The sequence below is a fragment of the Methylosinus sp. LW3 genome, from assembly GCF_000527115.1.
Taxonomy (GTDB): domain Bacteria; phylum Pseudomonadota; class Alphaproteobacteria; order Rhizobiales; family Beijerinckiaceae; genus Methylosinus.
The window spans coordinates 1808477-1834244 of sequence record NZ_AZUO01000001.1 but is presented as its reverse complement, the minus strand read 5'-3'; the positions used below and the strand labels follow the sequence as shown (position 1 = coordinate 1834244).

At 65.9% G+C, this 25768-nt stretch carries 25 protein-coding genes and 1 tRNA gene; 12 read left to right on the top strand and 14 right to left on the bottom strand.

Annotated elements, in window-relative coordinates; all coding sequences use genetic code 11:
* Window positions 1-65 precede the first annotated feature (65 nt).
* From METLW3_RS0109290 to METLW3_RS0109255, 7 genes are all read right to left on the bottom strand, one after another.
* A complete protein-coding gene (locus METLW3_RS0109290; RefSeq protein ID WP_024879652.1) occupies window positions 66-1181 on the bottom strand; it encodes an AAA family ATPase in 1116 nt (371 codons plus the stop codon).
* Window positions 1178-1612 (bottom strand): VRR-NUC domain-containing protein, encoded by a 435-nt coding sequence (locus METLW3_RS0109285; RefSeq protein ID WP_024879651.1) that lies wholly within the window; start codon window positions 1610-1612, stop codon window positions 1178-1180. The genes METLW3_RS0109290 and METLW3_RS0109285 overlap by 4 nt, the downstream gene beginning before the upstream one ends.
* A gap of 260 nt (window positions 1613-1872) precedes the next feature.
* On the bottom strand, window positions 1873-2109 hold the full coding sequence (locus METLW3_RS0109275) for a hypothetical protein (RefSeq protein WP_024879649.1): 237 nt from the start codon (window positions 2107-2109) through the stop codon (window positions 1873-1875).
* Between the two features lie 91 nt (window positions 2110-2200).
* Window positions 2201-2590 (bottom strand): hypothetical protein, encoded by a 390-nt coding sequence (locus METLW3_RS0109270; protein WP_024879648.1) that lies wholly within the window; start codon window positions 2588-2590, stop codon window positions 2201-2203.
* Complete coding sequence (locus METLW3_RS0109265) at window positions 2590-3801, bottom strand: tyrosine-type recombinase/integrase (protein WP_198022759.1); 1212 nt, start codon at window positions 3799-3801, stop codon at window positions 2590-2592. The genes METLW3_RS0109270 and METLW3_RS0109265 overlap by 1 nt, the downstream gene beginning before the upstream one ends.
* A gap of 135 nt (window positions 3802-3936) precedes the next feature.
* Window positions 3937-4107, bottom strand: a complete 171-nt coding sequence (locus tag METLW3_RS28190) for a hypothetical protein (protein ID WP_157096101.1) — start codon at window positions 4105-4107, stop codon at window positions 3937-3939.
* On the bottom strand, window positions 4104-4343 hold the full coding sequence (locus METLW3_RS0109255) for a hypothetical protein (RefSeq protein WP_018265882.1): 240 nt from the start codon (window positions 4341-4343) through the stop codon (window positions 4104-4106). Before METLW3_RS0109255 ends, METLW3_RS28190 begins: the two co-directional genes overlap by 4 nt.
* 348 nt (window positions 4344-4691) lie before the next feature.
* Here METLW3_RS0109255 and METLW3_RS0109250 point away from each other — a divergent pair, with 348 nt between their 5' ends.
* A complete protein-coding gene (locus METLW3_RS0109250) occupies window positions 4692-5372 on the top strand; it encodes a hypothetical protein (RefSeq protein WP_024879646.1) in 681 nt (226 codons plus the stop codon).
* A gap of 115 nt (window positions 5373-5487) precedes the next feature.
* The gene (locus METLW3_RS0109245; RefSeq protein WP_024879645.1) at window positions 5488-5766 is read left to right on the top strand and encodes a hypothetical protein; all 279 of its coding nucleotides are present in this window, start codon (window positions 5488-5490) and stop codon (window positions 5764-5766) included.
* A gap of 18 nt (window positions 5767-5784) precedes the next feature.
* On the opposite strand, the gene METLW3_RS0109240 is transcribed toward METLW3_RS0109245, so the two are convergent.
* Both METLW3_RS0109240 and METLW3_RS0109235 read right to left on the bottom strand, forming a co-directional pair.
* Entirely contained in the window at window positions 5785-6648 is an 864-nt protein-coding gene (locus tag METLW3_RS0109240; protein ID WP_024879644.1) for a polyphosphate kinase 2 family protein, read from the bottom strand.
* Window positions 6649-6661: 13 nt separating this feature from the next.
* The gene (locus METLW3_RS0109235; RefSeq protein ID WP_051465509.1) at window positions 6662-9205 is read right to left on the bottom strand and encodes a plasma-membrane proton-efflux P-type ATPase; all 2544 of its coding nucleotides are present in this window, start codon (window positions 9203-9205) and stop codon (window positions 6662-6664) included.
* A 281-nt stretch (window positions 9206-9486) separates the two neighbouring features.
* Here METLW3_RS0109235 and METLW3_RS0109230 point away from each other — a divergent pair, with 281 nt between their 5' ends.
* Window positions 9487-11385, top strand: a complete 1899-nt coding sequence (locus tag METLW3_RS0109230) for a glycosyltransferase family 2 protein (RefSeq protein ID WP_024879642.1) — start codon at window positions 9487-9489, stop codon at window positions 11383-11385.
* A gap of 21 nt (window positions 11386-11406) precedes the next feature.
* On the top strand, window positions 11407-12660 hold the full coding sequence (locus METLW3_RS0109225; protein WP_024879641.1) for a glycosyltransferase family 1 protein: 1254 nt from the start codon (window positions 11407-11409) through the stop codon (window positions 12658-12660).
* 250 nt (window positions 12661-12910) lie between these two features.
* Here the strand turns inward: METLW3_RS0109225 and METLW3_RS0109220 are convergent, their stop codons facing one another.
* Entirely contained in the window at window positions 12911-13762 is an 852-nt protein-coding gene (locus METLW3_RS0109220) for an outer membrane beta-barrel protein (protein WP_024879640.1), read from the bottom strand.
* Window positions 13763-14114: 352 nt separating this feature from the next.
* On the opposite strand from METLW3_RS0109220, the gene METLW3_RS0109215 reads away from it, so the two are divergent.
* From METLW3_RS0109215 to METLW3_RS0109190, 6 genes are all read left to right on the top strand, one after another.
* Window positions 14115-14208, top strand: a tRNA-Ser gene (locus METLW3_RS0109215).
* Window positions 14209-14339: 131 nt separating this feature from the next.
* Window positions 14340-15059: a FecR family protein gene (locus METLW3_RS25400; protein WP_024879639.1), complete on the top strand. Its 720-nt coding sequence runs from the start codon at window positions 14340-14342 to the stop codon at window positions 15057-15059.
* A gap of 144 nt (window positions 15060-15203) precedes the next feature.
* A complete protein-coding gene (hflK, locus tag METLW3_RS0109205; protein ID WP_024879638.1) occupies window positions 15204-16325 on the top strand; it encodes an FtsH protease activity modulator HflK in 1122 nt (373 codons plus the stop codon).
* Window positions 16322-17242, top strand: a complete 921-nt coding sequence (hflC, locus tag METLW3_RS0109200; RefSeq protein ID WP_024879637.1) for a protease modulator HflC — start codon at window positions 16322-16324, stop codon at window positions 17240-17242. The genes hflK and hflC overlap by 4 nt, the downstream gene beginning before the upstream one ends.
* A gap of 187 nt (window positions 17243-17429) precedes the next feature.
* Window positions 17430-18935: a Do family serine endopeptidase gene (locus METLW3_RS0109195; RefSeq protein WP_024879636.1), complete on the top strand. Its 1506-nt coding sequence runs from the start codon at window positions 17430-17432 to the stop codon at window positions 18933-18935.
* Window positions 18936-19040: 105 nt separating this feature from the next.
* Window positions 19041-20201 carry a DUF3611 family protein gene (locus METLW3_RS0109190; RefSeq protein ID WP_024879635.1) on the top strand — a complete coding sequence of 387 codons (1161 nt, stop codon included), beginning with the start codon at window positions 19041-19043 and terminating at the stop codon, window positions 20199-20201.
* Between the two features lie 4 nt (window positions 20202-20205).
* Here the strand turns inward: METLW3_RS0109190 and serB are convergent, their stop codons facing one another.
* A complete protein-coding gene (serB, locus tag METLW3_RS0109185) occupies window positions 20206-21111 on the bottom strand; it encodes a phosphoserine phosphatase SerB (RefSeq protein WP_024879634.1) in 906 nt (301 codons plus the stop codon).
* Window positions 21112-21140: 29 nt separating this feature from the next.
* Here serB and miaA point away from each other — a divergent pair, with 29 nt between their 5' ends.
* Window positions 21141-22064, top strand: a complete 924-nt coding sequence (gene miaA / locus METLW3_RS0109180; protein ID WP_024879633.1) for a tRNA (adenosine(37)-N6)-dimethylallyltransferase MiaA — start codon at window positions 21141-21143, stop codon at window positions 22062-22064.
* Here the strand turns inward: miaA and METLW3_RS0109175 are convergent.
* Both METLW3_RS0109175 and METLW3_RS0109170 read right to left on the bottom strand, forming a co-directional pair.
* On the bottom strand, window positions 22051-23214 hold the full coding sequence (locus METLW3_RS0109175; protein ID WP_024879632.1) for an MFS transporter: 1164 nt from the start codon (window positions 23212-23214) through the stop codon (window positions 22051-22053). The two genes, miaA and METLW3_RS0109175, sit on opposite strands and share 14 nt — an antisense overlap.
* Window positions 23215-23239: 25 nt before the next feature.
* The gene (locus METLW3_RS0109170) at window positions 23240-24073 is read right to left on the bottom strand and encodes an RMD1 family protein (RefSeq protein ID WP_018265897.1); all 834 of its coding nucleotides are present in this window, start codon (window positions 24071-24073) and stop codon (window positions 23240-23242) included.
* Window positions 24074-24186: 113 nt separating this feature from the next.
* On the opposite strand from METLW3_RS0109170, the gene fdxA reads away from it, so the two are divergent.
* Window positions 24187-24525 (top strand): ferredoxin FdxA, encoded by a 339-nt coding sequence (gene fdxA / locus METLW3_RS0109165; protein WP_018265898.1) that lies wholly within the window; start codon window positions 24187-24189, stop codon window positions 24523-24525.
* Between the two features lie 346 nt (window positions 24526-24871).
* Here fdxA and METLW3_RS0109160 read toward each other — a convergent pair whose 3' ends face one another.
* A complete protein-coding gene (locus METLW3_RS0109160; RefSeq protein WP_024879631.1) occupies window positions 24872-25456 on the bottom strand; it encodes a hypothetical protein in 585 nt (194 codons plus the stop codon).
* Window positions 25457-25768: the final 312 nt, after the last annotated feature.

The following is a 25768-nucleotide window of genomic DNA, read 5'->3' as shown; positions in this document are numbered from 1 at the left end:
CTCGCGAGACAAGGCGAGACAAAAAGGGGGTTTTGTCTCGGGGGGCGAGACAAGATTTTCGGGCGTCATTCGAGGGCTTTTCGCCCCTTCGCGGTCGCGCGCCATTTGTCCAAAGTTTGCTCGGCGAGGCTTGCCTTCGCCAAGCGCTGGAGCTTTCGAGAGACGCTGGAGCGATGAATCTTGGTCGCATCTGCATACTCGCGGATGGTGAGGCCAGGCCGTTCGATCATGGCGCGTAGGAGCGTCCGATCGGTGTCGGCCTCGGCCTGTTGCCGATCGTCGGCGGATTGCTCGGAAGCGGGCCGCAGCGTCGGCAAAAGCACGTCGCGTCCTTTGGCGTCGCGGAGGTCGGGACAGCCAGAGATTTCGAAGCGGAAATGAACCGGCTCGAATTCGAGGCCGCGGAGCTTGCCTTGCCAGTGGAGAGAGACGAGGCCGGTCTCGGGCTTTTTCCACAGCGTCAGATTGCCGTCGATCTCGTTCAGGATCGCGCCCGAGCCGTAGGGAACGAGGGCTTCCTCGCCTGCATTCTTCACCGGATGCGCGGCGACGAGAACGGTCGGAATCCCGGCGATTTGCGTGATAGGCCGCAGCCGGCGCATGAACTGTCCGCCCTGCACAGCATCGTTGATATTGTCGCCGTCGAAGAAAGCAGCAAGCGTGTCGACGATGACGAGCGCGAACGGCTTTTGCTTTGCGAGGCGGACCAGTTCGGCGTGAACGGCCTCGGGCTTCGCGCGCACTTCGAGAATCATGATCTCGTCGCCGAGGGCTTCGATGTCGATATTGAGAAGCCATGCGGCGATTGTCAGCCGCATTCGAATATCATCGGGATTTTCGCAGGCGAGATAGGCGACGCGGCCTTGCGCGACCTCTCGGCCGAGAATGTCGGCGCGTCCAGTGGCGACGGCGAGCGCCGCCACGACGTTGAAGGCGGTTTTGCCTGCGCCTGTCTTTGCTGTGAGCGCGTAGAGCGACGCGCTGCGCAACATCGGTTCGATGACATATTTGAGCGGAACGTATTCTCGCACGAAGACGCCCGCCGTCCGAAACGATATCGGCGGGCCGGTTTCTTCGCCGCGGGGACTGCGCCGTCCATCGGCGCGCGCCGCAGGCTTGGACAGGCGAAAGCCTTGCGGGATCGGCGCCGCATTGTCTTCTTGTGCGAATGATCGGCTCATTCGCCCCCCGCAGCAATATCGATGCGCAGCACGCCCCATTCTCGAAGAGCGGTAAGCGATTCATCGAATGTCCAAGCGACGACATGCGGCGCGCCGTGCGAGATACACCACGCGCGGAACTCTTCCTGGTCGTCCGACAGCGTCTCGCCGAGCCGCTTCAACTCGAGGCAATGCAGCACGCCGCGCGGCGATACGAGAACGAAGTCCGGCCATCCGCGCTTGACGCCCATTTGCTTCAATTTCGAGGCCGTGCGCACGTCACGCAGCTCGCCGCTCGGAATATGTGTCCATTGCCATTCGGGACGGGCGTAGTCGCGCAAGAGCTTCGCGACCGACATATGCAACGCGATCTCTTTCGGGCGCTCCACTGGGGCTTTGCGGAGCCGCGGCTTGCGGCCCTCGGCGAGCATGAGGAGAGGCGGAATCGTCATCGCGGCGCCCCCTCAAGATAGCGCGCAAGCGACGCGAGATCGTCACCGCGGCGGCCGGAGGCCTCGTCGAGCCAATGACCGGAATATCTGTTGAGGCGAAGTCGCGGCCATCGTCGCGCCAGCACGGCGCGAGACGGGATTTTCGATTGCGGTTCGAGCGTGGGGGCGATATTTTCGGAACCGTTCGCCGCCAAGCTGAACGATTTCCGAGCCCCGTCCGCGCGCCCCGCGGCGGGGTTCGATGTTTTTGAGGCCATGATTCAAGCGGCCTCCAGCTCGGATGTCGTGCGGATCGGCTTCGAAAGGCGGGACTGCGCCCATTCCATCGCATCGCCCCAGCGGTAGAGGGGCTTCTTTCCGAACAGGCGATAGATCGGCCCGCCGCCGCGGGTCGCGTAAGTGGACAACGTGTGCGGAGAGACGGGATAGCCGGCCGCAGTGAGCGCGGCGGCGACGTCCTTGCGGGAAAGGAGATCGTCGGGGTTGTGGACTGGCATTAGTCACCATTTGCTGCGCTCGGAGCGCGTTTGAGGTGACAGCACCAATATGCACAAAAAAATCAGAGAAAAATGCCGCGGAGATTTCTTCCTATTTTTTTCTCGGTCGACCGCGCTTTTTTTTCGGTGCTGGCGCCACCCCCTCCTTTCTTGGCCGCCCCCGCGTCGCGGCCGAGCGTCCCAAATTCGCAAGATCGCTCGGGCGAAGCTGCGCCTCGAGAGCATCGATGTAATAGCTCTTGGCGGTCTCATAGAGCGTCCGCGCCGACTCAATGTCGCCTTGGTCGACGAGTTCCAGTCCGCGCTTCGCAGAGCGATAAGCGGATCGAAGATGCAGCCGCCCAGACTCTAAATCATCACGCACGCGCCTCTCGTCCGCGTTGCCCTCTCCCCACCAAGAAGGCGCAGCAATCGACGCGCCGCCCGCCGTCTTTTTCATGAAATCCTCGAGCAAATGGCGAAGGCCGTCTGCGCTAATCATCAGCCGCCCTTTCCGATCGCGACCGCATTCCTGCGCTTGATGGTCGAACGAAAGGATGCCTTGGCCTCCATCAGCTCGACAATCCGATCGGCGGCGAGATCGGCCGCGGCGAGTAGGACCGCGTCGGCAGAGTGGATGTAGCGGCTTGTGATCGATCTGCCCTTGTGCCCGATCAGCGCCCCGATCGTCAGTTCCGAGAGGCCGAGATCGGCGGCGACCGAGGCGAAGCTATGCCGCAGCACATGGGGGGTTACGTCCGAGGGCAGGTCCGCCGCCTCGGCGAGACGCAACCAAATTTTGTGAAATCCGCCCATCGGCTTTTCGCTGTCTTTGGGCGACGGAAAAACAAGAGTCCCGGATCGCGGGAGCGCCTTAAGGACGGCGCACGCGGCGCGAGAGAGAGGCCGCGACGACGCCCCGGTCTTCGTATCGCTCAGTCGCGCGGTCCGAGCGGCGAGATCCACCTCGGCCCATTTGAGCGCGAGCATTTCCCCGCGGCGCCAGCCCGTGAGCGCGAGAAAACGCACGCCCTCGCGGGCGACAGGCACAATCTGGTTTGAGGTCGCATGGAGCGCTGCGCCGAGCGCGGCGTATTCCGCGTCTGAGGCCCGCCGCTCCCGCTGCTCATAGCCGTGTTTTTCTACTCCGTGGGTAGGATTGTCCGGCCGCAGCCCGAGCCGAACGGCGTAAGAGAAGATGACGCCCACAAGGGCCAGTGTCCTGGTCGCAGTGCCACGGCCCCCGGTCACACGCGCGAGCCCGTGCTTCCCCGTCTTCACGGTCGCAGCCGTCTCGCCGCTGGCCACGGCGTTATAGAACCGCTCCACGTCCAGCCGCGTCACGGCCTTGACCTTCAGACTCCCGAGCTGAGGCTTGATGTGCCGCTCGACTCGGCCTTTGTCGGTCGCCAGGGTCGAGGCCTTCTTCGCCTTGCCGCGCCGCAAGATTTTTCCGGACGTCGCGTCGGCGAGATAGAGGTCTGCCAGCTCGGCGACGGTTGCAGCCTTGCGGCCCTCTTGCCTATCTGCAGCCGGATCGCCTCCCGAGACGATTTCCCCGAGCAACCGCCTCGCCTCGGCTCGGGCGAGGTCGGGCGTCCATGGGGCGCCGTGCCGGCCGATCGTGTGCCAACGCTGGCGGCCGTCGAGTGTCCGATATTTTAGAACGTAGGAGGCCCGATCCTTCTGGCGCCGAGCGCCGAAGCCCGGCACGGCTCCCCTGCCCTCGTCCCATATCGTCGACCCGGCCGGCAGGATGGCAATGTCTTTGAGCGTAATCATGAGCGCCTCGCGCTGTAGCTACCACGAGATCGCAAGCGCCCGCAAACCGAAACCGTGACGTGCAATTCAAAACATGCTGTTTTTCAGTGACTTTCCAACTTCCATCAAATCCCGCCAAACCGCGCCAAAGCCAAAAAACTGCAATCGCACTGCAGAGGTCCGGGGTTCGATTCCCCGCAGCTCCACCAGGCCGAATTCGGCCGCCCGCTCGCCTCTACCCACGACCTCGATCGTCACGCCCGAGAGGTCGGGACGCGCTCGTCGAAACGGCGACGTGGGAAAGCCGCCCTGAACAGCATTATCACGAGATTGAGCAGGACGAGCCCGACGAGCAGCGTCAGCGCCCAATCGCCTATGCTCGCGGTGGCGGGCGTCTGCAGCACCGAGTTGAGCGCGGTTTCACCCTTCGCCCATACGCAGCTCACCGCCTCGCAGAATGTCATCGACGCCAGCGGCTGTTCGCAGGACTCCATGATACGGCTCCCGATTTTGCGTATATCGCTATGCAATTAGCGGCGCTGCGGACGACTTCAATCCCACACTTGGTTGCGCTGCGGCGTGGACGTCTGGGCGGAGCCGCGCCCGCGAAGTGATTCGCACGAAAAAGTAGAGATATGCGGCGCGGCGTCTATCGTCGCGTGCGGTAGAGTAACAAATTTGTTACCGCGGCGGCATTTTCGCTCGACATCGGCTAAGTATTCGCCCACTCTACCCGTGTTCGGAATTTCCGTTCATCCTGGGAAAACTCGGAGCCGGCTGACCGATTCGGACGAACAATCGTCCGACGGAAGTCGTTTCGCCCCCATCGACGCCGGAGACCCATGCGCCGCATCGTCCGCCCTTTCGTCAAGGAATTCAAATCTCGCTCCGCCAAGGCGGCGGCGGGTCGCCTCGGCCCGCTCGACGAAGCCCCGCCCGAGTCCAAACCCGCTTTTCTCGATCTCGCGACCTTCGCGCCGCGAGTCGTGGAGCGCGAGGCGCAGCATGACGACAGCTATGAAGCCGCGATGAAGGCGGCCGATCTCGTCTTCGGCAAGAAGGCCGAGCCCGTGACGGCGGAAGCCGCGCCCGGCGCGACGACGACCGGCCGCGTGCTTCCCAGCCTCATAGAGATCGTCGCGCCGCAGCCCGAGCCGGAAGAGCCGGTCCGCCGCGGTCCCGGCCGCCCGCGCGGCGTGAAGAAAGCCGTCGAACCGAAGATCGAGGCCGAGATCGAAGCGCTGGCCCCGGCCCCGGCGCGGGCTCGCCCCGGCCGTCCGCGCAAGGCGGTGGAAGCGACTCCGGCGCCCAAGCCGCGGCGCGCTCCCACGCCCACGCCGACAGCCATTGTCGCGCAGCCGCAGGCGCCGATCGCCATTCCAGTCTCCGCCATCCCGGTCGCCGTGGAGAGCGAGACGAACGGCCGACGCATCCGCCGCCCCATTCAGCTGCGCTGGGTCCTGAATAAGGAGCTGCGCGCCGGCGAACGCTGGAAACGGCGCCTTCCCGAGGCCGCCCGCTGACTCCCTCAGCGCCGTCTTTCGGCACGATAGCCGGCAAGACGGCGCTAACCTTCGCCTGCGCCATTCGCTCAAAATCCTTGCTCCTCGGGCCGATCGGCGTCATATACGGAGAGCGATGACGGACGCTCAAGAAACCACGCTGATCGAGGCCTTGAAGAAGGTCGATGCGCATGGCGACATAGCGCCGCCGCATGTGCAGGATCCCATGACCATGGCGCTGCGCCAGCGCGCCATAGCGGCCGATCTCATGCGTTGGGACGATAGTCGCGGCCGCTATGTGCTTACCGGCACTGGCCGCAGCCGCATCAGCGCCCGCAATCGCGCGCCCGGCGCAGTGCTGCGCTTCCGCCGCCGCGACGAGAGCGACGGCGCCTCGCAGCGCAAGGCCGACTGAGGCGCGGCCGCCTCGGCCCTATTTCCCCTTCCCGAAGGTTCCGTTTTTCACATCGGCCACGGCCGCGTGATATTTTTTCTTGATCTGCGTCAGATCGACGCGCGTCGGCGGCAGCTTCAGCCCCATCTCGTCCAGCGTGTCGACGACGATGCGCGAGATGACGAGATCGCGAAACCATTTGTGATTCGACGGAACCACGAACCAGGGCGCCTGCTTCGTGCTGGTGCGCGACAGCGCCTCCTCATAGGCCTCCACATATTGCGGCCAATATTCGCGCTCCGTGTAATCGCTCTCGCTGATCTTCCAATTGCGCGCCGGATCGTCGAGCCGCTGCTTGAAGCGCGCGAGCTGCTCCTCCGGGCTGATGTGCAGATAGAACTTCAAAATCTTCACATTGCCGTCGCGCGTCAGCAGATGCTCGAATTCGTTGATCTCGTCATAGCGTTTCGACCAGACGTCCCGCGGGACGAGCTTGTGAACGCGCACGACGAGAACATCCTCGTAATGCGAGCGGTTGAAGATGACGACGCCGCCCTTGGACGGCGCATGGGCGTGGATGCGCCAGAGAAAATCATGCTCGTGCTCGATCGGCGTCGGCTGCTTGAAGCAGGCGACGGAAACGCCTTGCGGATTCATGCCGGAGAACAAATGGCGGATGGTGCCGTCCTTGCCGGCGGCGTCCAGCCCCTGCAGCACGATGAGCAGCGCCTGCGAGCCGTCGGCGTAGAGCAGATATTGCAGCTTGGCCATGCGCTCGACATGGTCCTTGATCTTGGGCAGCGCCTCCTCATGGGACTTGTGCTTGCCCGTGTCCGAGGGGTCGTAATTGGAGAGGCGGAGCTTTCCGCCCGGCTCGACCCCATATTTCTCACGCCAATCCATCGGCTCTTTCCTCTCAATTGGACTTTTGGGCCGCGAGCGCGAGCCCGCCGGCGAGCGGCCGCTCGACGGTGGCGATGCTCTTCTCCTGCCGTTTCATGCGATGGTCCACGACGCGCGCCACGATCTTGCGCACCAGGCCGAGGACGAACATGAAGGCGATGCAATAGGCCCAGACGATGCCGATGAGCCGCAGCGAGATCGGCGGCACGAGCCAGCCGAAATAGCACATGGCCGCGGCGAGAATCTGCGTCGCCACGATCGCGAAGAGAAGCTTCCACGCTGGAAAAGGCGGCATGAAGAACCAGCGCCGCGTGCGCGCGACCAGCAGCAGCAGATGGCCGCCGACGACCAGCTGCAGGAACATCATCGTCTGCAATTGCTGCGGCGTGAACAGCTGCATGGCCTCTTTCAGCGGCTCATGCGCCAGAGCCCGAACGCCGATGAGCAACAAGCCGAATGATTCGATGACGCAGACGAGGCCGAGCATGGTCGCTATGGCGAGAAGCCGCGGCATGCGCCAGCGTATGGGCCGCGGCTCCACCGGCGTGTTGTCATAGGCGATGGTCATGATCGGCGCGTCGTCGAGCAGCGACATGACGACGATCATCGCCGCGGTGAGCGGCGTGAAGCCGAGGAAAACGCTCGACAGCACGACGACGAACATGATGTCGATGGTCAGAGCGACACGATAGGTGGTGTAGCTCTCTATGCGTCCGAAGATGCGCCGCGCCTCGTCTATGGCGCTGGAGATGACGGACAGGCCCGGCGCGGTGAGAATCAGCGCCGCGGCGCCGCGGGCGGCGTCAGTGGCGCCGGAGACGGCGATGCCGCAATCGGCCTGCTTCAGCGCCGGCGCGTCATTGACGCCGTCGCCGGTCATGGCGACGAGATGGCCGCGCTGCTGCAAGGCCTTCACGATCGCGTATTTATGCTCGGGAAACACGCGCGCGAAGCCGTCCGCCCGTTCGATCGCGTCGACGACATCGACGGAGAGATGATTGGGATCGAGATCTTTCGGGAAGATATCGGCGGCCGCGACGATGTGATCGCCGAGGCCGAGCTGGCGCGCCGTCTCTATGGCGATCGCCGTATCGTCGCCCGTCACCATCTTCACCACCACGCCCTTGGCGCGCGCGGCGGCGATCGTCGCCTTGGAATCAGCGCGCGGCGGATCGAACATGGGCAGGACGCCGAGCAGCCGGAAGCTCGCGCCATCATCCTCCGAGCGCGCCACCGCCAGCGAGCGCGAGCCCTTCTCCGCGAGCTCGGCGACGATGCTCTTCACGCGCTGCGCCACGCTGGCGTCGGGATGGACGAGATCGACGATCGCCTGCGGCGCGCCTTTGGAGACGATGATCGATTTGCCCTGCGCATCCGTGACCATCGCCTGCGTGCGCTTGCTCACCGGATCGAAGGGCGTGAATTTCGTCATCGAATAGGCTTTGAGCGCGTCCTTGTCCTTCAGCGCGTCGATGCAGGCGGTGTCTATGGCGTCGCGATCCTCGAGCTTGGAGGCGAGCGCGGCGGCGAGAATGCAATCCTGCGGATCTTTGGAATCGAAGAGGATGGGCTCGCTCAATGTCAGCTGATTCTTGGTGAGCGTGCCGGTCTTGTCGGAGCACAGAATATCGACGCCCGCCATCTCCTCTATCGCCGAGAGCTTGGAGACGATCGCCTTCTCCTTGGAAAGCGCGAGCGCGCCGAGCGCCATTGTCACCGAGAACACCGCCGGCATAGCCACCGGAATGGAGGCGACCATCAGCACCAGCACGAATTGCAGAATGGAGAGCGCGTCCTTCATGCTCCAGTCATCGGCGACGACGAGATCGCGATAGACCTTTACCGCAACCAGCACCACCGCGAGCGCGACGGCGACGACGATGAGAAAATCGCCGATCTCGAACATGGCCTTTTGCGCATGGCTCACGGCGCCCGCGCCGGCGACGAGGCTGGCCGTGCGGCCGAAAAACGTGTTGCCGCCCGTCGCCGTGACGACGCCGATCATCTCGCCCTGCTTCACTATGCTGCCGGAATAGGCCACATCGCCGATCTTCTTGCCGATCGGCAGAGATTCGCCCGTCAGCGCCGCCTGGTCGATCGAGGCGTAATCGCCGGCGACGAGCCGCAGATCGGCGGGAACGACCACGCCGAGCCTTATCTTCACAATGTCGCCGGGCGCCAGCTCGGCCGCGGGCTTGGCGCTCCAATCGCCGTCGCGCAGCACCGTGGCCTCGGGGGCGAGGCCTTTCTTCAGCGCCGCCAATGCGTTGGAGGCTTTGCGGTCCTGCCAGAACTCGAGCCCGGCATTGAACAGCAGCAGAGCCAGAATAATGGCGAAATCATTCCAATGGCCGATCAGCGCGGAGACGATCGCCGCCGCCTCGATCATATAGGCCATGGGTCCCGCGAAATAGCCGACGACCTTGCGCCACAAGGGAATTCGCTTCTCGGGGAGCGCATTGGGACCATAGGCTTTCAGCCGTCGGCGCGCCTCCTCCGGCGAAAGCCCGCGCTTGGGATCGACGCCGAGCCGCGTGAGGACTTCATCCAACGGCATTTTCCCGTAATCCGCGGCCGCCGGCGGAACATCTGCGGCATGCGTCGGGCGCGTCCTGGTCGTCAGCGACATGGCGTGTCTCTTGTTCGGATTGCCTCTCGAGGGCGCGCCCGCGACGACGAGCGCTCTGCTGACATAGAGCCGTGCGCGCCAGGAAATAGTCTCCCCTTCATGATGAATCGCGCGGAGGCGCTCCATTCACCATGACATTGACAAGCCGGCGCCCCTCGCCCAAGAGGACGATCGCCGGCGGGGGCCGCAAATCGAGAATTGGATCGCATTTGACGAAGCAGGCAATCGCGCTCCTTCCGCAAAAGGACGTCGCCATAGAGAATGGCCGCTTCTTCGCCCTCTCGAAGGAGCCCTGGCTGCGCGTGGAGGGCGATTTCGGCGCGCGTCCTTTCGTCGAGATCGTCTTTCGCGCGAGCCTGCTCGACGATCCCGTGCGTCCGGTGCTGCGCTTCGTGACGAAAGATCGCGTCATCGATCGCATTCTCCCCGGCCCGGTGGCCGGCGCGGGCGTCTGGATCGGCGCCCTGCCCCGTGGCGCGCGCGCGATTCTCATCAGCCCCACCAACAGGCCCGGCGCTTTCGGCTTCGCGATCGAGAGCGTGCGGCCGGTCGGCCTCGTCGAGGCGCTCGTCCGCGTTTGGCGCCGCAAGCCCGCGAAGCTCTGGTCCTATTTCCTGCCGACGCTCTTCGGCTATCGAGCGGAGGCGGAGAGCGCGATCGATTGGGCGAGCAATTTCGAGCCGCTCGACGCATTCGAGAATTGGCGCGCGCGCCGCGCCCGTCCCTTCGAGCCCGCGGGCCTGGACGCGCCGCGCGGCGCGCCGGGCAGCGAGCCGCGCTTCGCCATTCTCCTCTCCGGCGCGGAGGCGACGCCAGAGCAATGGGCGCGCACGCTCGCCTCTATCGAACGGCAATCCTATCCGTCACCCGCACGCCTCGCGCGCAGCGAGGCCGAGCTCCTTCCCCTTCTCGCGGAGGCGGATTTCGTCGCGCAATTGCGCGCGGGCGATGAATTGGCCGATCACGCCTTCGCCGCGCTCGCCGCGCAGATCGCGCGCGCTCCGCAGACGAAGCTGATCTATGCCGACGAGCTGCTGCGCACAGCGCACGGGTTGCGCCCGCGCTTTGCGCCCGATTGGAGCCCGACGCTGGCGACGGCGCGCCCCTATTTCGGCCGCTGCGTCTTCTATGCAGCCGCGACGCTCGCCGCAGAATCGATCGATGCGGCGATGCGCGCAGCGCCCTTCCGCCTCGCCCGCGAGGAGATCGCGCATCTGCGCCGCTGGCTGCTCACGCGCGACGAAGAATCGGAGCCGCCGCCGGTCGTCGCGGCGCCGGCGCCCGCAGAGCCGGCGCCGAGCGTCTCCATCATCGTGCTGACGCGCGACCGCGCCGATCTCCTCGGCCCTTGCGTCGAAAGCATCCAGCGCCTCTCGACGCATCCGTCCTTCGAGCTCGTCATCGTCGACAATGGCAGCCGCAAGCCGGAGACCTTCGCCATTTTCGACAAGGCGAAGAAAGACCCACGCGTGCGCGTGCTGTCGCGCCCGGAGCCATTCAACTTCGCGCGCCTCAACAATGACGCCGTCCGCGCCTCGCGCGGCGAGGTCGTCCTCTTCCTCAACAATGACACGGTCGTCGTCAGCCCGGATTGGCTGGAGACGCTGGCTCGCCGGGCCATGGCGCCGCAGACGGGCGCCGTCGGCGCGCTGCTGCTCTATCCCGACGGCCGCATACAGCATGCGGGCGTCACCATCGGGCTCGGCCAGGACGCCGGCCATTTCGGCGCGCTGGTCGCGCCGGCCTCATGGCTCGGCCGCGCCGGCCTCCCGCATGAGTGCTCCGCCGTCACCGCCGCCTGCATGGCGGTGGAGCGCCGCAAGTTCGACGCGGTCGCCGGTTTCGACGAGATCAATCTGCCGATCGAGTTCAACGACACCGATCTCTGCCTGCGCCTCGCAGAGCGCGGCTGGACGTCGCTCTATGAGCCGGCCGCGCGGCTGCTACATTATGAATCGGCGTCACGCGGCTCGGCGCGGTTTCGTCCGATGAGCGTCTATGCGAAGGAGCGCGACTATTTCCGCGACCGCTGGCGCGAGGTCATTCGCGATGACCCCTATTATCACCCCGCTATGTCGCTCTATGCGCGCCATCCGGCGCTCTGGTAGCCTCTCCCCGAAGAAGTGAAGATGACGCGCCGGATCGTCTATGACGCGACACATCTCGTCTCGCTCGGAACGGCGTCGGGCGCGGCCGGCATCGGCCGCCTCGACCTCGCTTTCGCGCGCCATTTCGCCGCGCATCCACGCCTTGCCTGCGGCGCGCATTACGGCGCGCGCGGCCCGCATGCGCTCGCGCCGTCCCGCCTCTCCCGAATCGTCGCCGATGTCGGAGCCGCCTCCGCGCCAGACGATTCGGCGGAATGGACGCGGCTCCGCGGCTGGCTGCTCGGCGAGGAGGCCGCGCCATTCGCCTCGGCCCCTGCGTCGCGCAGCGCTCTCGGCCAATTTCTCTGGCGCGCGCCGCTGCGTCTGGCCAATGACAGGCCGCGCGCACTGCCGCCCGGCGCGCTCTATTTGAACATAGCGCAGCACGCCTGCGAGTTTCCCCTGCTGTTTCGATGGTTGGAGCGGCGGCCGGACATGCGCGCCGTCTTCTTCGTGCATGATCTCCTGCCGCTCGACCGGCCCGAATTCTTTCGGCGCGGCTATGAGGCGCTGTTTCGCAGGCGAATCGATACGATTCTGCGTCACGCCCACGCGCTGCTGACGACAACAGAAATCGTCGCCGAGCGCCTCGAGCGCGAAATGGCGCGCAGCGCCACGCGCGTTCCGATCCATTCCGAGCCGCCGCCATCGACGCTCGAGGACATAACGGAATCCGCACGCGACGAAGAGCTCGCTCGGCGCGACTACTTCGTGCTCCTCTCCACGCTGGAGCCGCGCAAGAATCACCTGATGCTGCTCAATGTCTGGCGCGCGCTGGCCGCTGGCCCGCAACCGGCGCCAAAGCTCGTCCTCGTCGGCGGACGCGGCTGGGAGAATGAGCAGATCGTCGGCATGCTGAATCGCTGCGAGGCGATCCGTCCCTGCGTGCGCTGGGCGACCGGCCTGCCCGCGGCGCAGCTGCGCCGTCTGCTTTCCAACGCCAATGCCTTGCTGATGCCGAGCTTCGCGGAGGGCTATGGCCTGCCGGTGGTCGAGGCGCTCTCGCTCGGAACGCCGGCGATCGTCTCCGACATTCCCGTGTTTCACGAGATCGCGCAGGAGCGCGCGCTGTTTCTGTCGCCCATAGACGGGCTCGGCTGGAAGCGCGCGATCGAGGACTTCTCCACGGCGGATTCGCCCCGCCGTCTCGCCGCCATAGACGCCGCACGCCGATTCGAGGCGCCGAATTGGACGCGCTATTTCGAAAGTATCGAAACTTTTCTCGACAGGCTCTGATCTTAGAGCCTTCCCGGTTCAGATTGAACCGAGAAGGCTTTACAGCTCGTTGTTTTATCGTGTTTTCTTCACGCAAACCGGTTCCCGCTTCGCTCGAAAACACTCTAGCGCCCGAGCCGCCATGCCATCCGGCGAGAAATTCGACCGCCCCGCATCGTGACGGCGATAGACGCCGAGAAATGCAAAAAGCCCGGCGCATGCGCCGGGCTTTTCGTTTCTATTCGCTCGCCCTTATCGGGCGACCGCCAAATCAGTATTTGGCGACGACCGGAGCAGCGGCCGGGCTGAACAGGTTGAAGTGGTAGTTCACGCCGGCGCGAACGACATGGCCGTTGAAGCGAGCCGAGGAGGCGGTGGTGGCGACCGGAGCGGCGATGCCCGTGAAGCCGATCACGCCCGAGGTCGAGACAGTGCCGAGATCGTAATAGAGATATTCGACCTTGGCGCTCCACTTCGGCAGGAACAGCCACTCGACGCCGCCGCCGGCCGTCCAGCCCACGCGGGTGTCGGAGAAGGCGCTCGACGAGGTGCCGACGAGGCCGCCGACCGCCTGGAAGACGCTGCTGCTCAGATTGGTCTGGCCATAGGCGAGACCGCCCGTGCCGTAGATGAGCAGCGAGGGGGTGACCAGATAGCCGAGACGGCCGCGGACGGTGCCGAGGTAGTCGATCGACTTCGAAGCGCTGATCGTCGAGGTCAGCGGGCCGAAAGCCGCAACCGAGGACACGCTGGTGTTGCTGCCGGCGACGCCCTGGATGTCGGCCTCGATGCCGGCGACGAAGGCGTTAGCGAACTGATAGTTGTAGCCGATCTGGCCACCACCGATGAAGCCGTCGACGCTCGTGCCGAGCACGCCCGAGCCGGCGATGCCGACGATCGGGTTGAAGGGGGCCAGCGAGCCGGAAGCCACCGTCACCGAGCTGCTCTCATCCCAGGTGTAGCCCGCGTTCAAGCCGACGTAGAAGCCGGTCCACAGAGCCGCCGGCGGCGGGGGGGGCGGCAGCAAGGGCGCGGCCTTCTTCGACGGCAGGTCGGCAGCCAACGCCGAGCCCGCGGAAACGGCCAGCGCGAGCGCGGTGGCGGCGAGCAAAGACTTTTTCATCATACGGCCCTCAGTTAGATTTATGGGTCTTCGATCCGCCGCCGCCGGAGCCCCCCAGGGCGCCCAACGATCGATCGCCGACCGCGACAACCGGCCACCAGAGGTGCGCCGTCTGTGGTGAATAGCTACGGATCATTACGATAGTCGTCAACAAAGGCGGAGCCGTTGGAGGTCCAATTCGGGGATTTTGTCGAAGCCTGTGTCAATTGCGCAACAGTGCGGGCCGTCTTACAAAAATAATTCCCGAGCAACACCGCGCTTGCCAATAATTTGCCGCTTTGGCATATCTCAACTCGCGTTCGCCGGAGCGCCGAGATTCGGAAGCTTCGGCGTCAGCGCATCGAGCGCCTGCGGAGACGTGGCCGAGAGGCTGAAGGCGGCGGTTTGCTAAACCGTTATAGGGTTGTAAAGCCCTATCGAGGGTTCGAATCCCTCCGTCTCCGCCAGCGCCTCGGCGCCCTCGTCCCCCGCATCCTATCCCGCCGACGGTTGCGCTCCGCTTCGCGCTGGGGCTAGATTGGCCCGATTGCGGCCCATAGGCGCGCCATTGCTTTTCGAATCACAGGTTGGACCGCCCATGCGTAGACTTTCCGCGGCGCTCGCGGTTTCGGCCGCGCTCGCGTCCCCCGCCTCGCCCGCGATGGCGGAGCCGGCGATCGGCTCGGCCGCCACCATCGAGAAGGACGTGCGCGGCGAGATCGCCGAGCGCGCCGCCGCCAAGCTCGCCGTCGGCGACGAGATTTTCGCGCAGGAGGTTCTGCTGACAGGAACCGAGAGTCGCGGAAAATTCGTCTTCCAGGACCGCACCGATCTGCAGCTCGGCCCCTCCTCCCGCGTCAAGCTCGATAATTTCGTCTATTCCGGCGAGAATGGCGTGACCTTCAACGCCGCCAAGGGCGTTTTCCGCTTCGTCAGCGCGCCGGCCGGGCACAAGGACTATGTCGTGCGCACGCCCAATGCGACGATCGGCGTGCGCGGCACCGCTTTCGGCGTCCGCGTCGTCTTCGGCCGCACCGATGTGGTTCTCTACGACGGCGCCGTCGAGGTCTGCTCGATTCTCGGCGGTCTGTGCCGGACGCTCGCCTCCGCCTGCACCTTCGTCACCGTCACCGGCGATTTCGTCACTCCGCCGCAGCCGCTCGGCCGCGAAGATTGGAGCTTCGACGACAGCTGCGGCGGCGCCGGCCAGCGCGCCGCGCGGACCTATCGCGCCGGGCCGGTCTTCTATCCTGGGGCCGGCGGCCTCGCCTCGGGCGGCGGCGGGGGCGTCGGACACCCTCTCGTCAGCCCGAACTGATCATTTCTCGTCCGCGCCTTTTAAAGGATGCGGACTTTTTTCGTGGGGCGGCGGCGGGCGGCTCATTGCCGATGCGCCCGGCAACGCCTATAAATCAGCGGCGTTCCGCCCTCGGGCGCGCGACCCTTTTCAAAAAGAGACGATATGCCCTGGAGCAGTCAAGGCGGCGGCCCTCGCAAGCCGAACGACAATGGCCCTTGGGGCCAAGGCCCCTGGGGGAGCGGCGGTCCGCCCGGCGGCGGCTCTCCGCCCGATCTCGAGGAGCTGCTGCGCCGCGGCCAGGACGGCCTGCGCCAGATGCTGCCGTCCGGCCTCGGCGGACGCGGAATCGCAATTCTCGCTCTGCTGACTGTGCTCGCCTGGCTCGCCAGCGGCTTCTACACGGTCGGGCCGAATGAGGTCGGGCTCAATCTGATCTTCGGCAAATATCGCGGCAAGACGCAGGCCGGCCTCAACTACAACCTCCCCTCGCCGATCGGGACGGTGATCAAGCTCGCCGTCACCGACCGCAACGCCGTCGACATCGGCTTTCGCGAGCAGCCGGCCGCCTCGCGCCGCGGCCCGCTGGCGCCCGAGGCGCCGGAAGAGAGCCTCATGCTCACCGGCGACGAGAATATCGCCGACGTCAAATTCCGCGTCTTCTGGCAGATCGATCCGGCCCATCCGGAGGATTTCGCCTTCAATGTCGCCAATCCGCCGGCGACGGTGAAGGCGATCGCCGAGAGCGCGATGCGCGAGATCGTCGGCCAGTCGCAGATTCAGAAGATTCTGACCGCCGACCGCAAGCTCATCGAGCCGGCCAGCCAGCAGCTGATGCAGAAGGTGCTGGACGATTATCACAGCGGCGTTCTGGTGCTGCAGGTGCTGCTGCTCTCTGTCGATCCGCCCGCCTCGGTCATCGCCGCCTTCCGCGACGTGACCTCCGCGCAGCAGGATCTGCAGCGGCTCGGCAATGAGGCCGAGGCCTATGCGAATCGCGTCGTGCCAGAGGCGCGCGGCGCCTCCGCCCGCATTTTGCAGGAGGCCGAAGCCTATCGCGAGCAGATCGTCGCCGAGGCGCAGGGCCAAGCGTCCCGCTTCGATCAAATCTACGACCAGTATAAGAAAGCGCCCTCGGTGACGCGCCAGCGCCTCTATCTCGAGACGATGGAGCGCGTGCTCGGCGGCGCCGAGAAGGTCATCATCGACGAGGCGCCGGGGGGTGGCTCGGTCGTTCCCTATCTTCCGCTGCCCGGCTTCTCCTCGGCGCAAGGAGGCCGCAAGTGAAGAGTTCTCTGGCTCTCTCCGGCGTTCTCCTCGCCCTCGTGGCGCTGATCGCGGCGGGCGGCGCGCTGTTCACCGTCACCCAGACGGAGCAGGCGCTGGTGCTGCGATTCGGCGAGCCGGTCGCCGGCCGCGGCCTCATCACCGAGCCCGGCCTGCATTTCAAGATTCCCTTCATCGAGAATGTGATCTTCCTCGACAATCGCATTCTCGATGTCGAGAGCCCCAATCTCGAGGTGCTCGCCTCCGATAATCAGCGGCTCGAGGTCGACAGCTTCATCCGCTACCGAATCGTCGATCCGCTGCGCTTCTACCAATCGGTGGGCGGCATAGCCGGCGCCAATAATCAGCTCGCCTCCGTGCTGAACTCGGCCGTCCGCCGCGTGCTGAGCGAGGCCAATCAGCAGCAGATCGTGCGCGACGAGCGCGCAGGGCTGATGGTGAAGATTCGTCAGCAGGCCAATCTCGAGGCGCGCAAGTTCGGTGTCGACGTCGTCGACGCCCGCATCCGCCGCGTCGATCTCCCGCAGCAGATTTCCGAGAAAGTCTACGGCCGCATGCAGACCGAGCGCGCCCGCGAGGCGGCGGAATATCGCGCGCAAGGCTCCGAGCAGGCGCAGAAGATCACCGCCAAGGCCGATCGCGACGTTATCGTGCTGAAGGCCGAGGCGCAGCGACGGGCCGATCAGCTGAAGGGCGAAGGCGACGCCGAGCGCAACCGCATTTTCGCCGAGGCCTTCGGCAGGGACCCGGATTTCTTCTCCTTCTACCGCTCGATGCAGGCCTATGAGGCCGCCTTCAAGGCGGGCGATACGCGCTTCCTGGTCAGCCCGCGCTCGGATTTCTTCAAGTTTTTCGGCACGCCCTCGGCCGGCAAGCCCGTCGAGGAGCCGACGCCCCCGACGCCGCAAAAGAAATAGAGTCGCGAAGGCGATCAAAATAAGGTACAGAAGGTAGGATTTAAGCGAACGCCCAACTCTCGCCGCTTTGCTGGCAGAGTGCGAGCGCAGTCATTCGACAGTCTACGCAGCCCGTCGAATCGCGCGAGACGCAAATCGCGCCTTCGCCGCCGCTCGAGGCGCCGCCCGGTCTCAGGAGAGCAATAGTATGACATCTGCCGCGTCCGTTTCGCTTTTCACGGCGCTGAGGCGCGCCCTCGCCGCGGGGCTCGTCGGCGCGCTCGTCTCCCTCCCGCTGGCGGCGACGCCGGCGCGCGCCAAGGGACCCGATTCGCTGGCCGATCTGGCCGCGTCGGTGCAGGACGCGGTGGTCAACATCTCCGCCACTCAGACCGTCGACCCGAAGCGCTCCTCCAAGGAGGCCGCTCCGAACGGCCAGCCCTCGACGCCCTTCGACGAATTGTTCGAGGAATTCCTCAAGCGTCGTCAGCAGCAGGGCCAGGGCGGCCCGGAGCTGCCGCGCCAGCGCAAATCCGCCTCGCTCGGCTCGGGCTTCGTCATCGACGCCTCCGGCATCGTCATCACCAATAATCACGTCATCGCCGACGCCAATGAGGTGACGGTCATCTTCACCGATGGGCAGAAGCTCAAGGCCGAGGTGATCGGCAAGGACCAGAAGGTCGACGTGGCGGTGCTGAAGGTGAAGCCCGAGAAGCCGCTGAAGGCGGTGAAATTCGCCGATAGCGACAAGGCTCGCGTCGGCGATTGGGTGCTCGCGGTCGGCAATCCTTTCGGCCTCGGCGGCTCGGTGACGGCCGGCATCGTCTCGGCACGCAACCGCAATATCGACAGCGGTCCCTACGACAATTACATCCAGACCGACGCCTCGATAAACAAGGGCAATTCCGGCGGCCCGCTGTTCAATCTCGACGGCGAGGTGATCGGCATCAACACCGCGATCCTGTCCCCCTCGGGCGGCTCCGTCGGCATCGGCTTCGCGACGCCGGCCAATACGGTGCAGCCGGTCATCGAGCAGCTGCAGAAGTTCGGCGAGACCCGGCGCGGCTGGCTCGGCGTACGGATTCAGAATGTCGATGACACCATCGCCGAAAATCTCGGCCTCGGCGCCACGCGCGGCGCGCTGGTCGCGGGCGTCGACGACAAAGGCCCTTCCAAGACCGCCGGGCTGAAGGCCGGCGACGTGATCGTCAAATTCGACGGCAAGGCCATCAAGGAATCGCGCGATCTGCCCAAGCTCGTCGCCGCGACGCCGGTCGGCAAGGAGGTCGAGGTCCTCATCGTCCGCAACGGCAAGGAGCAGACGAAGTCGATCAAGCTCGGCCGCCTCGAGGATGGCGAGAAGCTCGCCTCCACCGAAACGCCCAAGAGCGAGAATATCGAGAAGACCGCCGCGCAGAAGGCGCTCGGCCTCGAGCTCTCCTCGCTCTCCGACGAGCTGCGCAACCGCTTCCAGATCAAGGAGAATGTGAAGAACGGCGTCATCATCACCGGCGTCGATCCGCGCTCCGATGCGGCCGATAAGCGTCTGCAGGCGGGCGAGATTCTTCTCGAGATCAATCAGGAGCCGGTCGCCGATCCCGCCGATGCGGTGAAGAAGGTGAAGGCGCTGAAGGACGGCGGCAAGAAATCGGCGCTGCTGATCGTCGCCAACGCCCAGGGCGACACGCATTTCGTCGCTCTGACGCTGGACTGACGACAGCCCCAGGCTTTCGCCTTCGCGAGAGCGCCCTATCTGGCGAAAAGATCGCCCGCGTCGGAGATCGACGCGGGCGTTTTCGTTTGCCGGACAGACTTTCCCATGCGCTCGACCATCGCCCGCGCCAATTTCCTCTCAGTCGTCCTCATCGGCGTCATCGTGCTGGCGCTCGGATGGCTCGCCGCTCATTCGGAGCGGCCGCTCACCAGCCCTTCTTTCGCGCTGCATGTCGCGCTCGGCGTCCTCGCCGGCGCCTTGCTGCTCGCGCAGCTCGTGCTGCGTTTCGCGGTTCCGCCGCCGGCCCTGCCGGCGCGCTGGTCCAATGGGCGCCGCGCGACGACCGCCCTCTGCGAATTTCTCGTTTATCTCTCGCTCGCGCTGCTGGTCGCGACCGGCGCGCTCTGGGGCTATTTCGGCGGCGCGCCGCTGGAGGTCTTCGGCCACCCCCTACCCGTTTCGCCCGCCGCCGACCCCAGGCTCGCCGATATTCTGGGACAGGCCTGGGCGCAGCCGCTCGGCCTCGGCGGCGCGACCGCCTCGGAAGCGCTGCTGGCGGCGCATCGGCTGCTCGCCTATGCGCTCGCCGGCTCGACCGCGCTCTATCTCGCGCTGGGCGGCTTTTCTCGCTTCTCGCCTCAGGCTCCGCCGCCCGAATCGACGAAGCGCGCGCCGGCGCTGATCGAGCCCTCGCCGACCTCGAGACTCTCCTCACGCCTGCGCCTGTTCGGCTGGCTGCAATTCTGGCCGCAGCTCGCCATTGCGCTGGCCAGCGCCGTGCTGCTGCAATTTTCCACATCCGGGCGCGCCTTCAGCCCGAGCCAGACCGGCTATGGCGACGCCATCTATTGGAGCCTCTTCGCTTTTCTGCTGCTCTGCGCGGCGACGGCGCTTGCCTTCTTCTACACGCGCGCGGCCCCTTCCGTGGCGCAGGCCGACTATCTCGGCGTCCACAAGCTCACGGCTTTCTGGTTTCTCACGCTCGGCCTGGCGATCGGCCTCATCGGCGTGATCGTCTCCTTCGTCGGCCTGTCGCTCAGCGTCTCTCTGCTGGTGGCCAAGACCGTGTCGCAGCCGCCGGGCATCGCCATCACCGATCCCAATAAGATCATTCGCGCGCTGGACGTCTTCGTGCTGCTGGTGAATTTCGCGCTGCTGCTGGCGCATTTCATCGGCGTCAGCATCGCCGTCTTTCTGACCTCGGAGGCGACCCGCGCCCGCTTTCGCTTCAGAATAGCGGAACCGCCGCAGGAGAGCCGCGCCTGAGCCGTCAATCCTCGGCCTCGACGATATCCGCCCGCCGATAGCCCTGCGCGAAGAGCAGAGCGGTGAGATCAGCGCGATCGACGCGGGCGCCCGCAGCCTCCGCCACTTTCGGCTTGGCGTGATAGGCGACGCCTAGCCCGGCCGCCGCGAGCATGTCGAGATCATTGGCGCCGTCGCCGACCGCGAGCGTCGCCTCCATGGGCAGCGCGAGCCGAGCGCGCAATTCCTCGAGCGCCTCGCGCTTGGCGGCGGAGCCCGAGATCGGGGGCAAGACGATGCCGGTGATGCGCCCCTCGCGCGTCTCCAGCCGATTGGCGCGCGCCTCATTAAAGCCGAGGCCGGCGGCGATGCGCTCGGCGAAAAGGGTGAAGCCGCCCGAGACGAGCGCCGTATACGCGCCATTGGCGCGCATGGTCGCGATCAGCCGCCGCGCGCCGGGCGTGAAGCTGATGCGCTCAGCCAATATGGTCTCGACGATAGAGACCGGCAGGCCGGCGAGCAGAGCGACGCGCTCGCGCAGCGCCGGCTCGAACTCCAGCTCGCCGCGCATGGCGCGCTCGGTGATTTTCGCGATGCGCGCGCGAATGCCTGCGAATTCGGCCAGCTCATCGACGCATTCCTGGCCGATCATGGTCGAATCCATATCCGCGACGAGGAGACGCTTGCGCCGCCCGGCCTTCGGCTGAACGATCACATCGGCGCCGGCCTCGCGCGCGGCCGCCTGAAGCGAGAGACGCAGCTCCGGCAGCGCCTCCGGCGCGAGCTCGAACGAAACATCGGCGGCGACGCCCGGCTGCAGCCAGTCCAGCGCGCTGGCCGGCGCAATGGCCCGCACAGCCTCGACCGTCAGCGGCGGGCCGCTGGCGCCGGCGATGAAAGTCGCGACATGTTCGACAAGCGCTTTTGACATTTCGCTCGTTTTGTCGTTGCGAAGGGCCGATGACGAGACGCGCTATTCTCATCGCAGGACCGACGGCGAGCGGCAAGTCCGCTCTCGCGCTCGGCGTGGCGCGGCGCATCGGCGGCGCCGTGGTCAACGCCGATTCGATGCAGGTCTATCGCGACCTGCGCATTTTGACCGCGCGCCCGACCTTGGAGGAAGAGCGCAGCATCCGCCATGAGCTGTTCGGCCATGTCGACGCCGCCGTGAATTTTTCCGTCGGCCGCTGGCTCGAGGATTTTCGCCTGCTGCTCGACAAGCTCGCCCAGGAGGGCGTCACACCCGTCGTCGCCGGCGGAACGGGCATGTATTACAAGGCCGCGCTCTACGGCCTCTCGGATATTCCGCAAGTCCCGCCCGAGATTCGCGAGAAAATCCGCGCCGAGGCGGAAGGCCGCACGCCGGAATATTTGCATGCGCAGCTGTCAGAGCGCGATCCCGAGACGGCGGCGAAGCTTCGGCCCTCCGATCCGCAACGCATCCTGCGCGCGCTGGAAGTGCTCGAGGCGACGGGAAAACCGCTCGCCTCCTTCCAGGGCGCGCGCATGGCCTCGCTGCTCGACCAATCCGAATGCCTCGCCTTCTTCCTCGCGCCGCCGCGCGACGAGCTCTATGCGCGCATAGACGCGCGTTTCGACGAAATGCTCCGCAAAGGGGCGCTCGAGGAGGTGGAGGCGATGGGCGCGCGCGGTCTCGACCCCGCGCTGCCGGCGATGCGCGCGCATGGGGCGCCGCATCTTCTGCGCTATTTGCGCGGCGAGCTGGCGCTCGAGGCGGCCGCCCTGCAGGGCAAGCTCGACACGCGCCATTATTCGAAGCGGCAATTCACCTTTGCGCGCCACCAGCTGCCATCATTCCGCTGGATCGCGCCCGGAGAGACAGACGCGGTCGTCGAAGAGGCGGCGCGTTTCATCGGCCGGTAGGCGCGCGCCGCTCGGTGAGATTGGCGAAGGCGAGCAGTGTCGCGCCGATCAGCGATATTCCGCCAATTAGCGCGAAGAAGAGCGCAAGACTGTTCGGCGCCAGCGCGCCGAACAGGAAGGACGTCGAGAAAATGCCGAGGTTGAGCAGGCTCGCGTGATAGGAATTGATCGTGCCGCGAAACTGCGCCGACATTCCGCTGAGCCGCGCATGATGCAGCGGGCCGCCGCAGCCATAGCCGAAGGCCCAGGGCAATCCGACGAGCGCGAGCTGCGCGACCGAGCCGGCCGGCAGGGCAAAGGCGAAAACGCCGGCCGAGGCCGAAACGCAGGCGATGGGCAACGCCCTATAGGAGAGCAGGCTGCGCACGAAGGGTCCGGCGAGATTGCCGGCGATGGTGACGAGGCCGAAGAAGCCCGCCAATAGGCCGGCGTCCGTGGGCGAGAGCGACAGCTTGCGCGCCGCGACATCCGCGACCACCACGCCGAAGCCCGCCACCGAGCCCAGCCAGAAATAGCTCGCCGCCAGACGTCGCAGGACGCCCGGCGTCGCCAGCGCGCCTCTATGGGTGGCGACGAAGGAGACCACGCCGCCGCCATGCGCGCGGCCGGGCCGGAACGCCGCCGAGACCGCCACAAAGGCGAGCGCCGCCAGCAGCGCCAGAAGATAATAGGCGTAGCGCCAGCCGAAACGGTCTGCGATCCATCCGGCGATGGAGGGCGTGATGACGAAAGCCGACATCAGCCCGACGAAAACGCGCGCCGTGCGAATATCCACCTCCTCGGGCGACGAGGAATCGGCGACGAAGGACAGGGAATTGGGTTGGACGAAAGCCCCGCAGAGGCCCGCCAGGCCGCTGAGCGCTATGGCCACGGAAAGATTGGAGGAGTTGGCGAGCGCTGCGCTGAGCAGCGAGAAGCCGAGCAGCCCCGCCTGCAACGGACGCTTGCGGCCGAATCGGTCGGACAAAGGCCCGGCGATGATGGCGAAGCCGGCATAGGCGAGGCCATAGGCCGCCGGCAGATAGGCGATGGCCGCCGGCGGCACGCCGAAATCCGGCGCCATTGCGGTCATCAGCGGCCCGGCGACGACCTCCGCCGAGCCGACCAGAAACAGAGCCGCGGCCAGAATGGAGAGCTGGCCGAGGGTCACGCGCGCACGTCCGGCATCAATGCCCTCAATGCGCCCGCTGCACGAAGATCTGGAACAAGGTCAGCAGAATTTCCGCGAGAATCAGCACGACGACGGTCGCCTCCAGCCGCACGGAGCGGTCGACGTCGATGATTTCGGTCAGCGCCCGCGCCGTCTCGCCGATGACATCGACCTTGGCTTTCAGCGTCTGGCCGCGCGCCTCCAGCTCATATTCATCCTCGAGCCTCGAATAGAGGCGCTCGAGATCGGGCCGGTCCCAGAGCACGTCCGGCTTGTCCTCCACGGCCACACGGCCGGAAACGCGATGCTGCACCAGCAGCGTCTGGCCGATGAGCTCCAGCATGGCGCGACGCCGGAAGGGCGGCCGCCCCTTGCTGGCGAGCTCGGCGGCGAAAGGCTCGATCGTATCGAAGACGGCGTTGACCCGCCGCTCGTCGCGGGCGAGCGCCACGCTCTTGGCCAGCGCGTCGGCGACCACCAGAAGCCGCTCGCCGGAGGCGTCCTTGATCGCGAGGCGGCCATTGGCCAGCGTCTTGTCGTCGCCCTCGGGCGTGATCTCGAGCACCAGGGTCTCGTCGTCGCGGCGCGCGGCGGCGCCGGCGACGCGGGCGCCCACCTTGGCCAGAATCTCGTCCTCCTCGAGCGGCGACAGGCCGAACAGCACGGCGACGCCGAATCGGTAGAGCACGACAAAGCCCGACTGCCCCGCCGGAAAGGCGAGCGGCGATGTGGAGACGAGATCGGCGCGCTCGAGCCCGCCCGTATCGATTCGCTCACCGAGCAGCAAGGCCCGCGCCGTCACGCAACGCGCCGCCGGCAGCGCCGAGACGCCCTGCGAGGCCGATTCGATTTCCGCCATAGACCGATTCCCTTCCAACCCCTCGCAGGATATCATGCGCGCCGCGCGGGCCGGGAGGCCGCTTGCAACCCATTCTCAAAAACGCTAGCAAGCCCGCGGATCGAGGACGCCCCATGCCTTACGTCGTCACGGAAAACTGTATCAAGTGCAAATATATGGATTGCGTCGAAGTCTGTCCTGTGGACTGCTTCTACGAAGGCGCCAACATGTTGGTGATCCATCCGGACGAATGTATCGACTGCGGCGTGTGCGAGCCTGAATGCCCGGCCGAGGCGATCAAGCCCGACACCGAGCCGGACCTCGAGAAGTGGATGGCGCTGAACGCGGAATACGCTCAGACTTGGCCCAATGTGACGGTCAAGCGCGACCCGCCGGCCGACGCCAAGGAATGGGACGGCAAGCCCGGCAAGCTGGAGGCGCATTTCTCGCCGGAGCCGGGCGAAGGCGACTGACGCCTCGCCGTCCACAGCGGACGCGCTCGCGAAATCGTTAAGAGATTCAACGGCGCCAGCGCGGCCGCTCGTAACCATGCGGAAAGGCGCCGGCGCCTTTCCTTTGATTTTTCCCGTACCACATGATATACGGAACATTAAGAATTAGCTTTCGGGCGCGAGGGGCGCAAGCGTCGCGATTTCCACAGCCGGAAATAGCGGCCAGCCGCCAACATCGAGAACGGGCGAAGAAGGCGGCGTTCGCCGCCAACGTCGGCTCTATATTGTAGAAGCGTCGGACTTTCGCCAGCCAAAGCATGCGCGGTCATTGGCGCTGTCCTGGCCGGGGCGCGATGAGCCCATTCGGTCACGAGGCTTCCCGTCCCGTCTCCACAGCGGGGCAACAGAAGGAGTATCCGCGTATGCCCTCGTCCAGCAAGAAGACCGCAAAGAACCGCAAGGCGTCCGTCGCCGGAGCGCGACGCGGCGCGGAAAGCAGGACGGCGCGGACCTCGGCCGCCGCGGCGGAGCCTTCGACCAAAAAGCCCGCGAGCGCGAGCGCCGCCGGCAAGACCAGCAAGACCCCGGCGACCAAAACCTCCGCTTCCGCCAAAACCTCCGTTTCATCGAAGAGCGCAGCTTCCGCCAAGGCCCCGGCTTCGGCCAAAAGCGCGAAATCCGCCGCCGGGAAGACGGCCGCGAGAACGACCGCTTCGAGCAAGACTGCTTCGAGAACAACGGCTAGCAAGGCCGGGACCAAGACGGGAGCCGCCGCCAGAACGCGCGCCGCCGCCAAGACGGCGGCAAAGGCGAGCGCGGCCCGCTCGGGCGCCTCGCAATCGGCTGCCTCGAGAAGCGGCAAGGCTGCCGCCGCAAAAGGCGTCGCGGCGCCAAAGGCCGCGAGTGGCAAGGCCAGAGCCCGCGCCAGCGCCGCCCATACCAGCGACGCCAAGCGCAGCGCGAGCGCCGCGCCGACGAAAAACGCCGAGGCTCCGCCTCACGCGAAAAGCATCGCTGCGCCGAGCATCGAGGCGCCGGTCGAGGCCACCCGCCCGCAGGCCTCGAAAGCGGCTCCGCAGGGAACTTCACATGAGACTTCAACCGCCGTTGCGGCCGGCGTAACTGGGGAGACGAGAATTACAACGCCCTTGCGCCAGAGCGCGATCAAAACCGATATCGAGCACTCCGACGTCGCCGCCTCCGCGCACGTCCCCGATGCGGGGGCGAGCGAGCCGAATGCGACGGCGCCCGTTTCAACTCCAGC

Excerpts from the sequence above, each read along its gene's own strand:
- METLW3_RS0109290 (WP_024879652.1), bottom strand. The coding sequence starts at position 1,181 with ATGAGCCGATCATTCGCACAAGAAGACAATGCGGCGCCGATCCCGCAA.
- METLW3_RS0109285 (WP_024879651.1), bottom strand. The coding sequence starts at position 1,612 with ATGACGATTCCGCCTCTCCTCATGCTCGCCGAGGGCCGCAAGCCGCGG.
- METLW3_RS0109275 (WP_024879649.1), bottom strand. The coding sequence starts at position 2,109 with ATGCCAGTCCACAACCCCGACGATCTCCTTTCCCGCAAGGACGTCGCC.
- METLW3_RS0109270 (WP_024879648.1), bottom strand. The coding sequence starts at position 2,590 with ATGATTAGCGCAGACGGCCTTCGCCATTTGCTCGAGGATTTCATGAAA.
- METLW3_RS0109255 (WP_018265882.1), bottom strand. The coding sequence starts at position 4,343 with ATGGAGTCCTGCGAACAGCCGCTGGCGTCGATGACATTCTGCGAGGCG.
- METLW3_RS0109250 (WP_024879646.1), top strand. The coding sequence starts at position 4,692 with ATGCGCCGCATCGTCCGCCCTTTCGTCAAGGAATTCAAATCTCGCTCC.
- METLW3_RS0109245 (WP_024879645.1), top strand. The coding sequence starts at position 5,488 with ATGACGGACGCTCAAGAAACCACGCTGATCGAGGCCTTGAAGAAGGTC.
- METLW3_RS0109240 (WP_024879644.1), bottom strand. The coding sequence starts at position 6,648 with ATGGATTGGCGTGAGAAATATGGGGTCGAGCCGGGCGGAAAGCTCCGC.
- METLW3_RS0109235 (WP_051465509.1), bottom strand. The coding sequence starts at position 9,205 with ATGCCGTTGGATGAAGTCCTCACGCGGCTCGGCGTCGATCCCAAGCGC.
- METLW3_RS0109225 (WP_024879641.1), top strand. The coding sequence starts at position 11,407 with ATGACGCGCCGGATCGTCTATGACGCGACACATCTCGTCTCGCTCGGA.
- METLW3_RS0109220 (WP_024879640.1), bottom strand. The coding sequence starts at position 13,762 with ATGAAAAAGTCTTTGCTCGCCGCCACCGCGCTCGCGCTGGCCGTTTCC.
- METLW3_RS25400 (WP_024879639.1), top strand. The coding sequence starts at position 14,340 with ATGCGTAGACTTTCCGCGGCGCTCGCGGTTTCGGCCGCGCTCGCGTCC.
- hflK (WP_024879638.1), top strand. The coding sequence starts at position 15,204 with ATGCCCTGGAGCAGTCAAGGCGGCGGCCCTCGCAAGCCGAACGACAAT.
- METLW3_RS0109195 (WP_024879636.1), top strand. The coding sequence starts at position 17,430 with ATGACATCTGCCGCGTCCGTTTCGCTTTTCACGGCGCTGAGGCGCGCC.
- METLW3_RS0109190 (WP_024879635.1), top strand. The coding sequence starts at position 19,041 with ATGCGCTCGACCATCGCCCGCGCCAATTTCCTCTCAGTCGTCCTCATC.
- serB (WP_024879634.1), bottom strand. The coding sequence starts at position 21,111 with ATGTCAAAAGCGCTTGTCGAACATGTCGCGACTTTCATCGCCGGCGCC.
- miaA (WP_024879633.1), top strand. The coding sequence starts at position 21,141 with ATGACGAGACGCGCTATTCTCATCGCAGGACCGACGGCGAGCGGCAAG.
- METLW3_RS0109170 (WP_018265897.1), bottom strand. The coding sequence starts at position 24,073 with ATGGCGGAAATCGAATCGGCCTCGCAGGGCGTCTCGGCGCTGCCGGCG.
- fdxA (WP_018265898.1), top strand. The coding sequence starts at position 24,187 with ATGCCTTACGTCGTCACGGAAAACTGTATCAAGTGCAAATATATGGAT.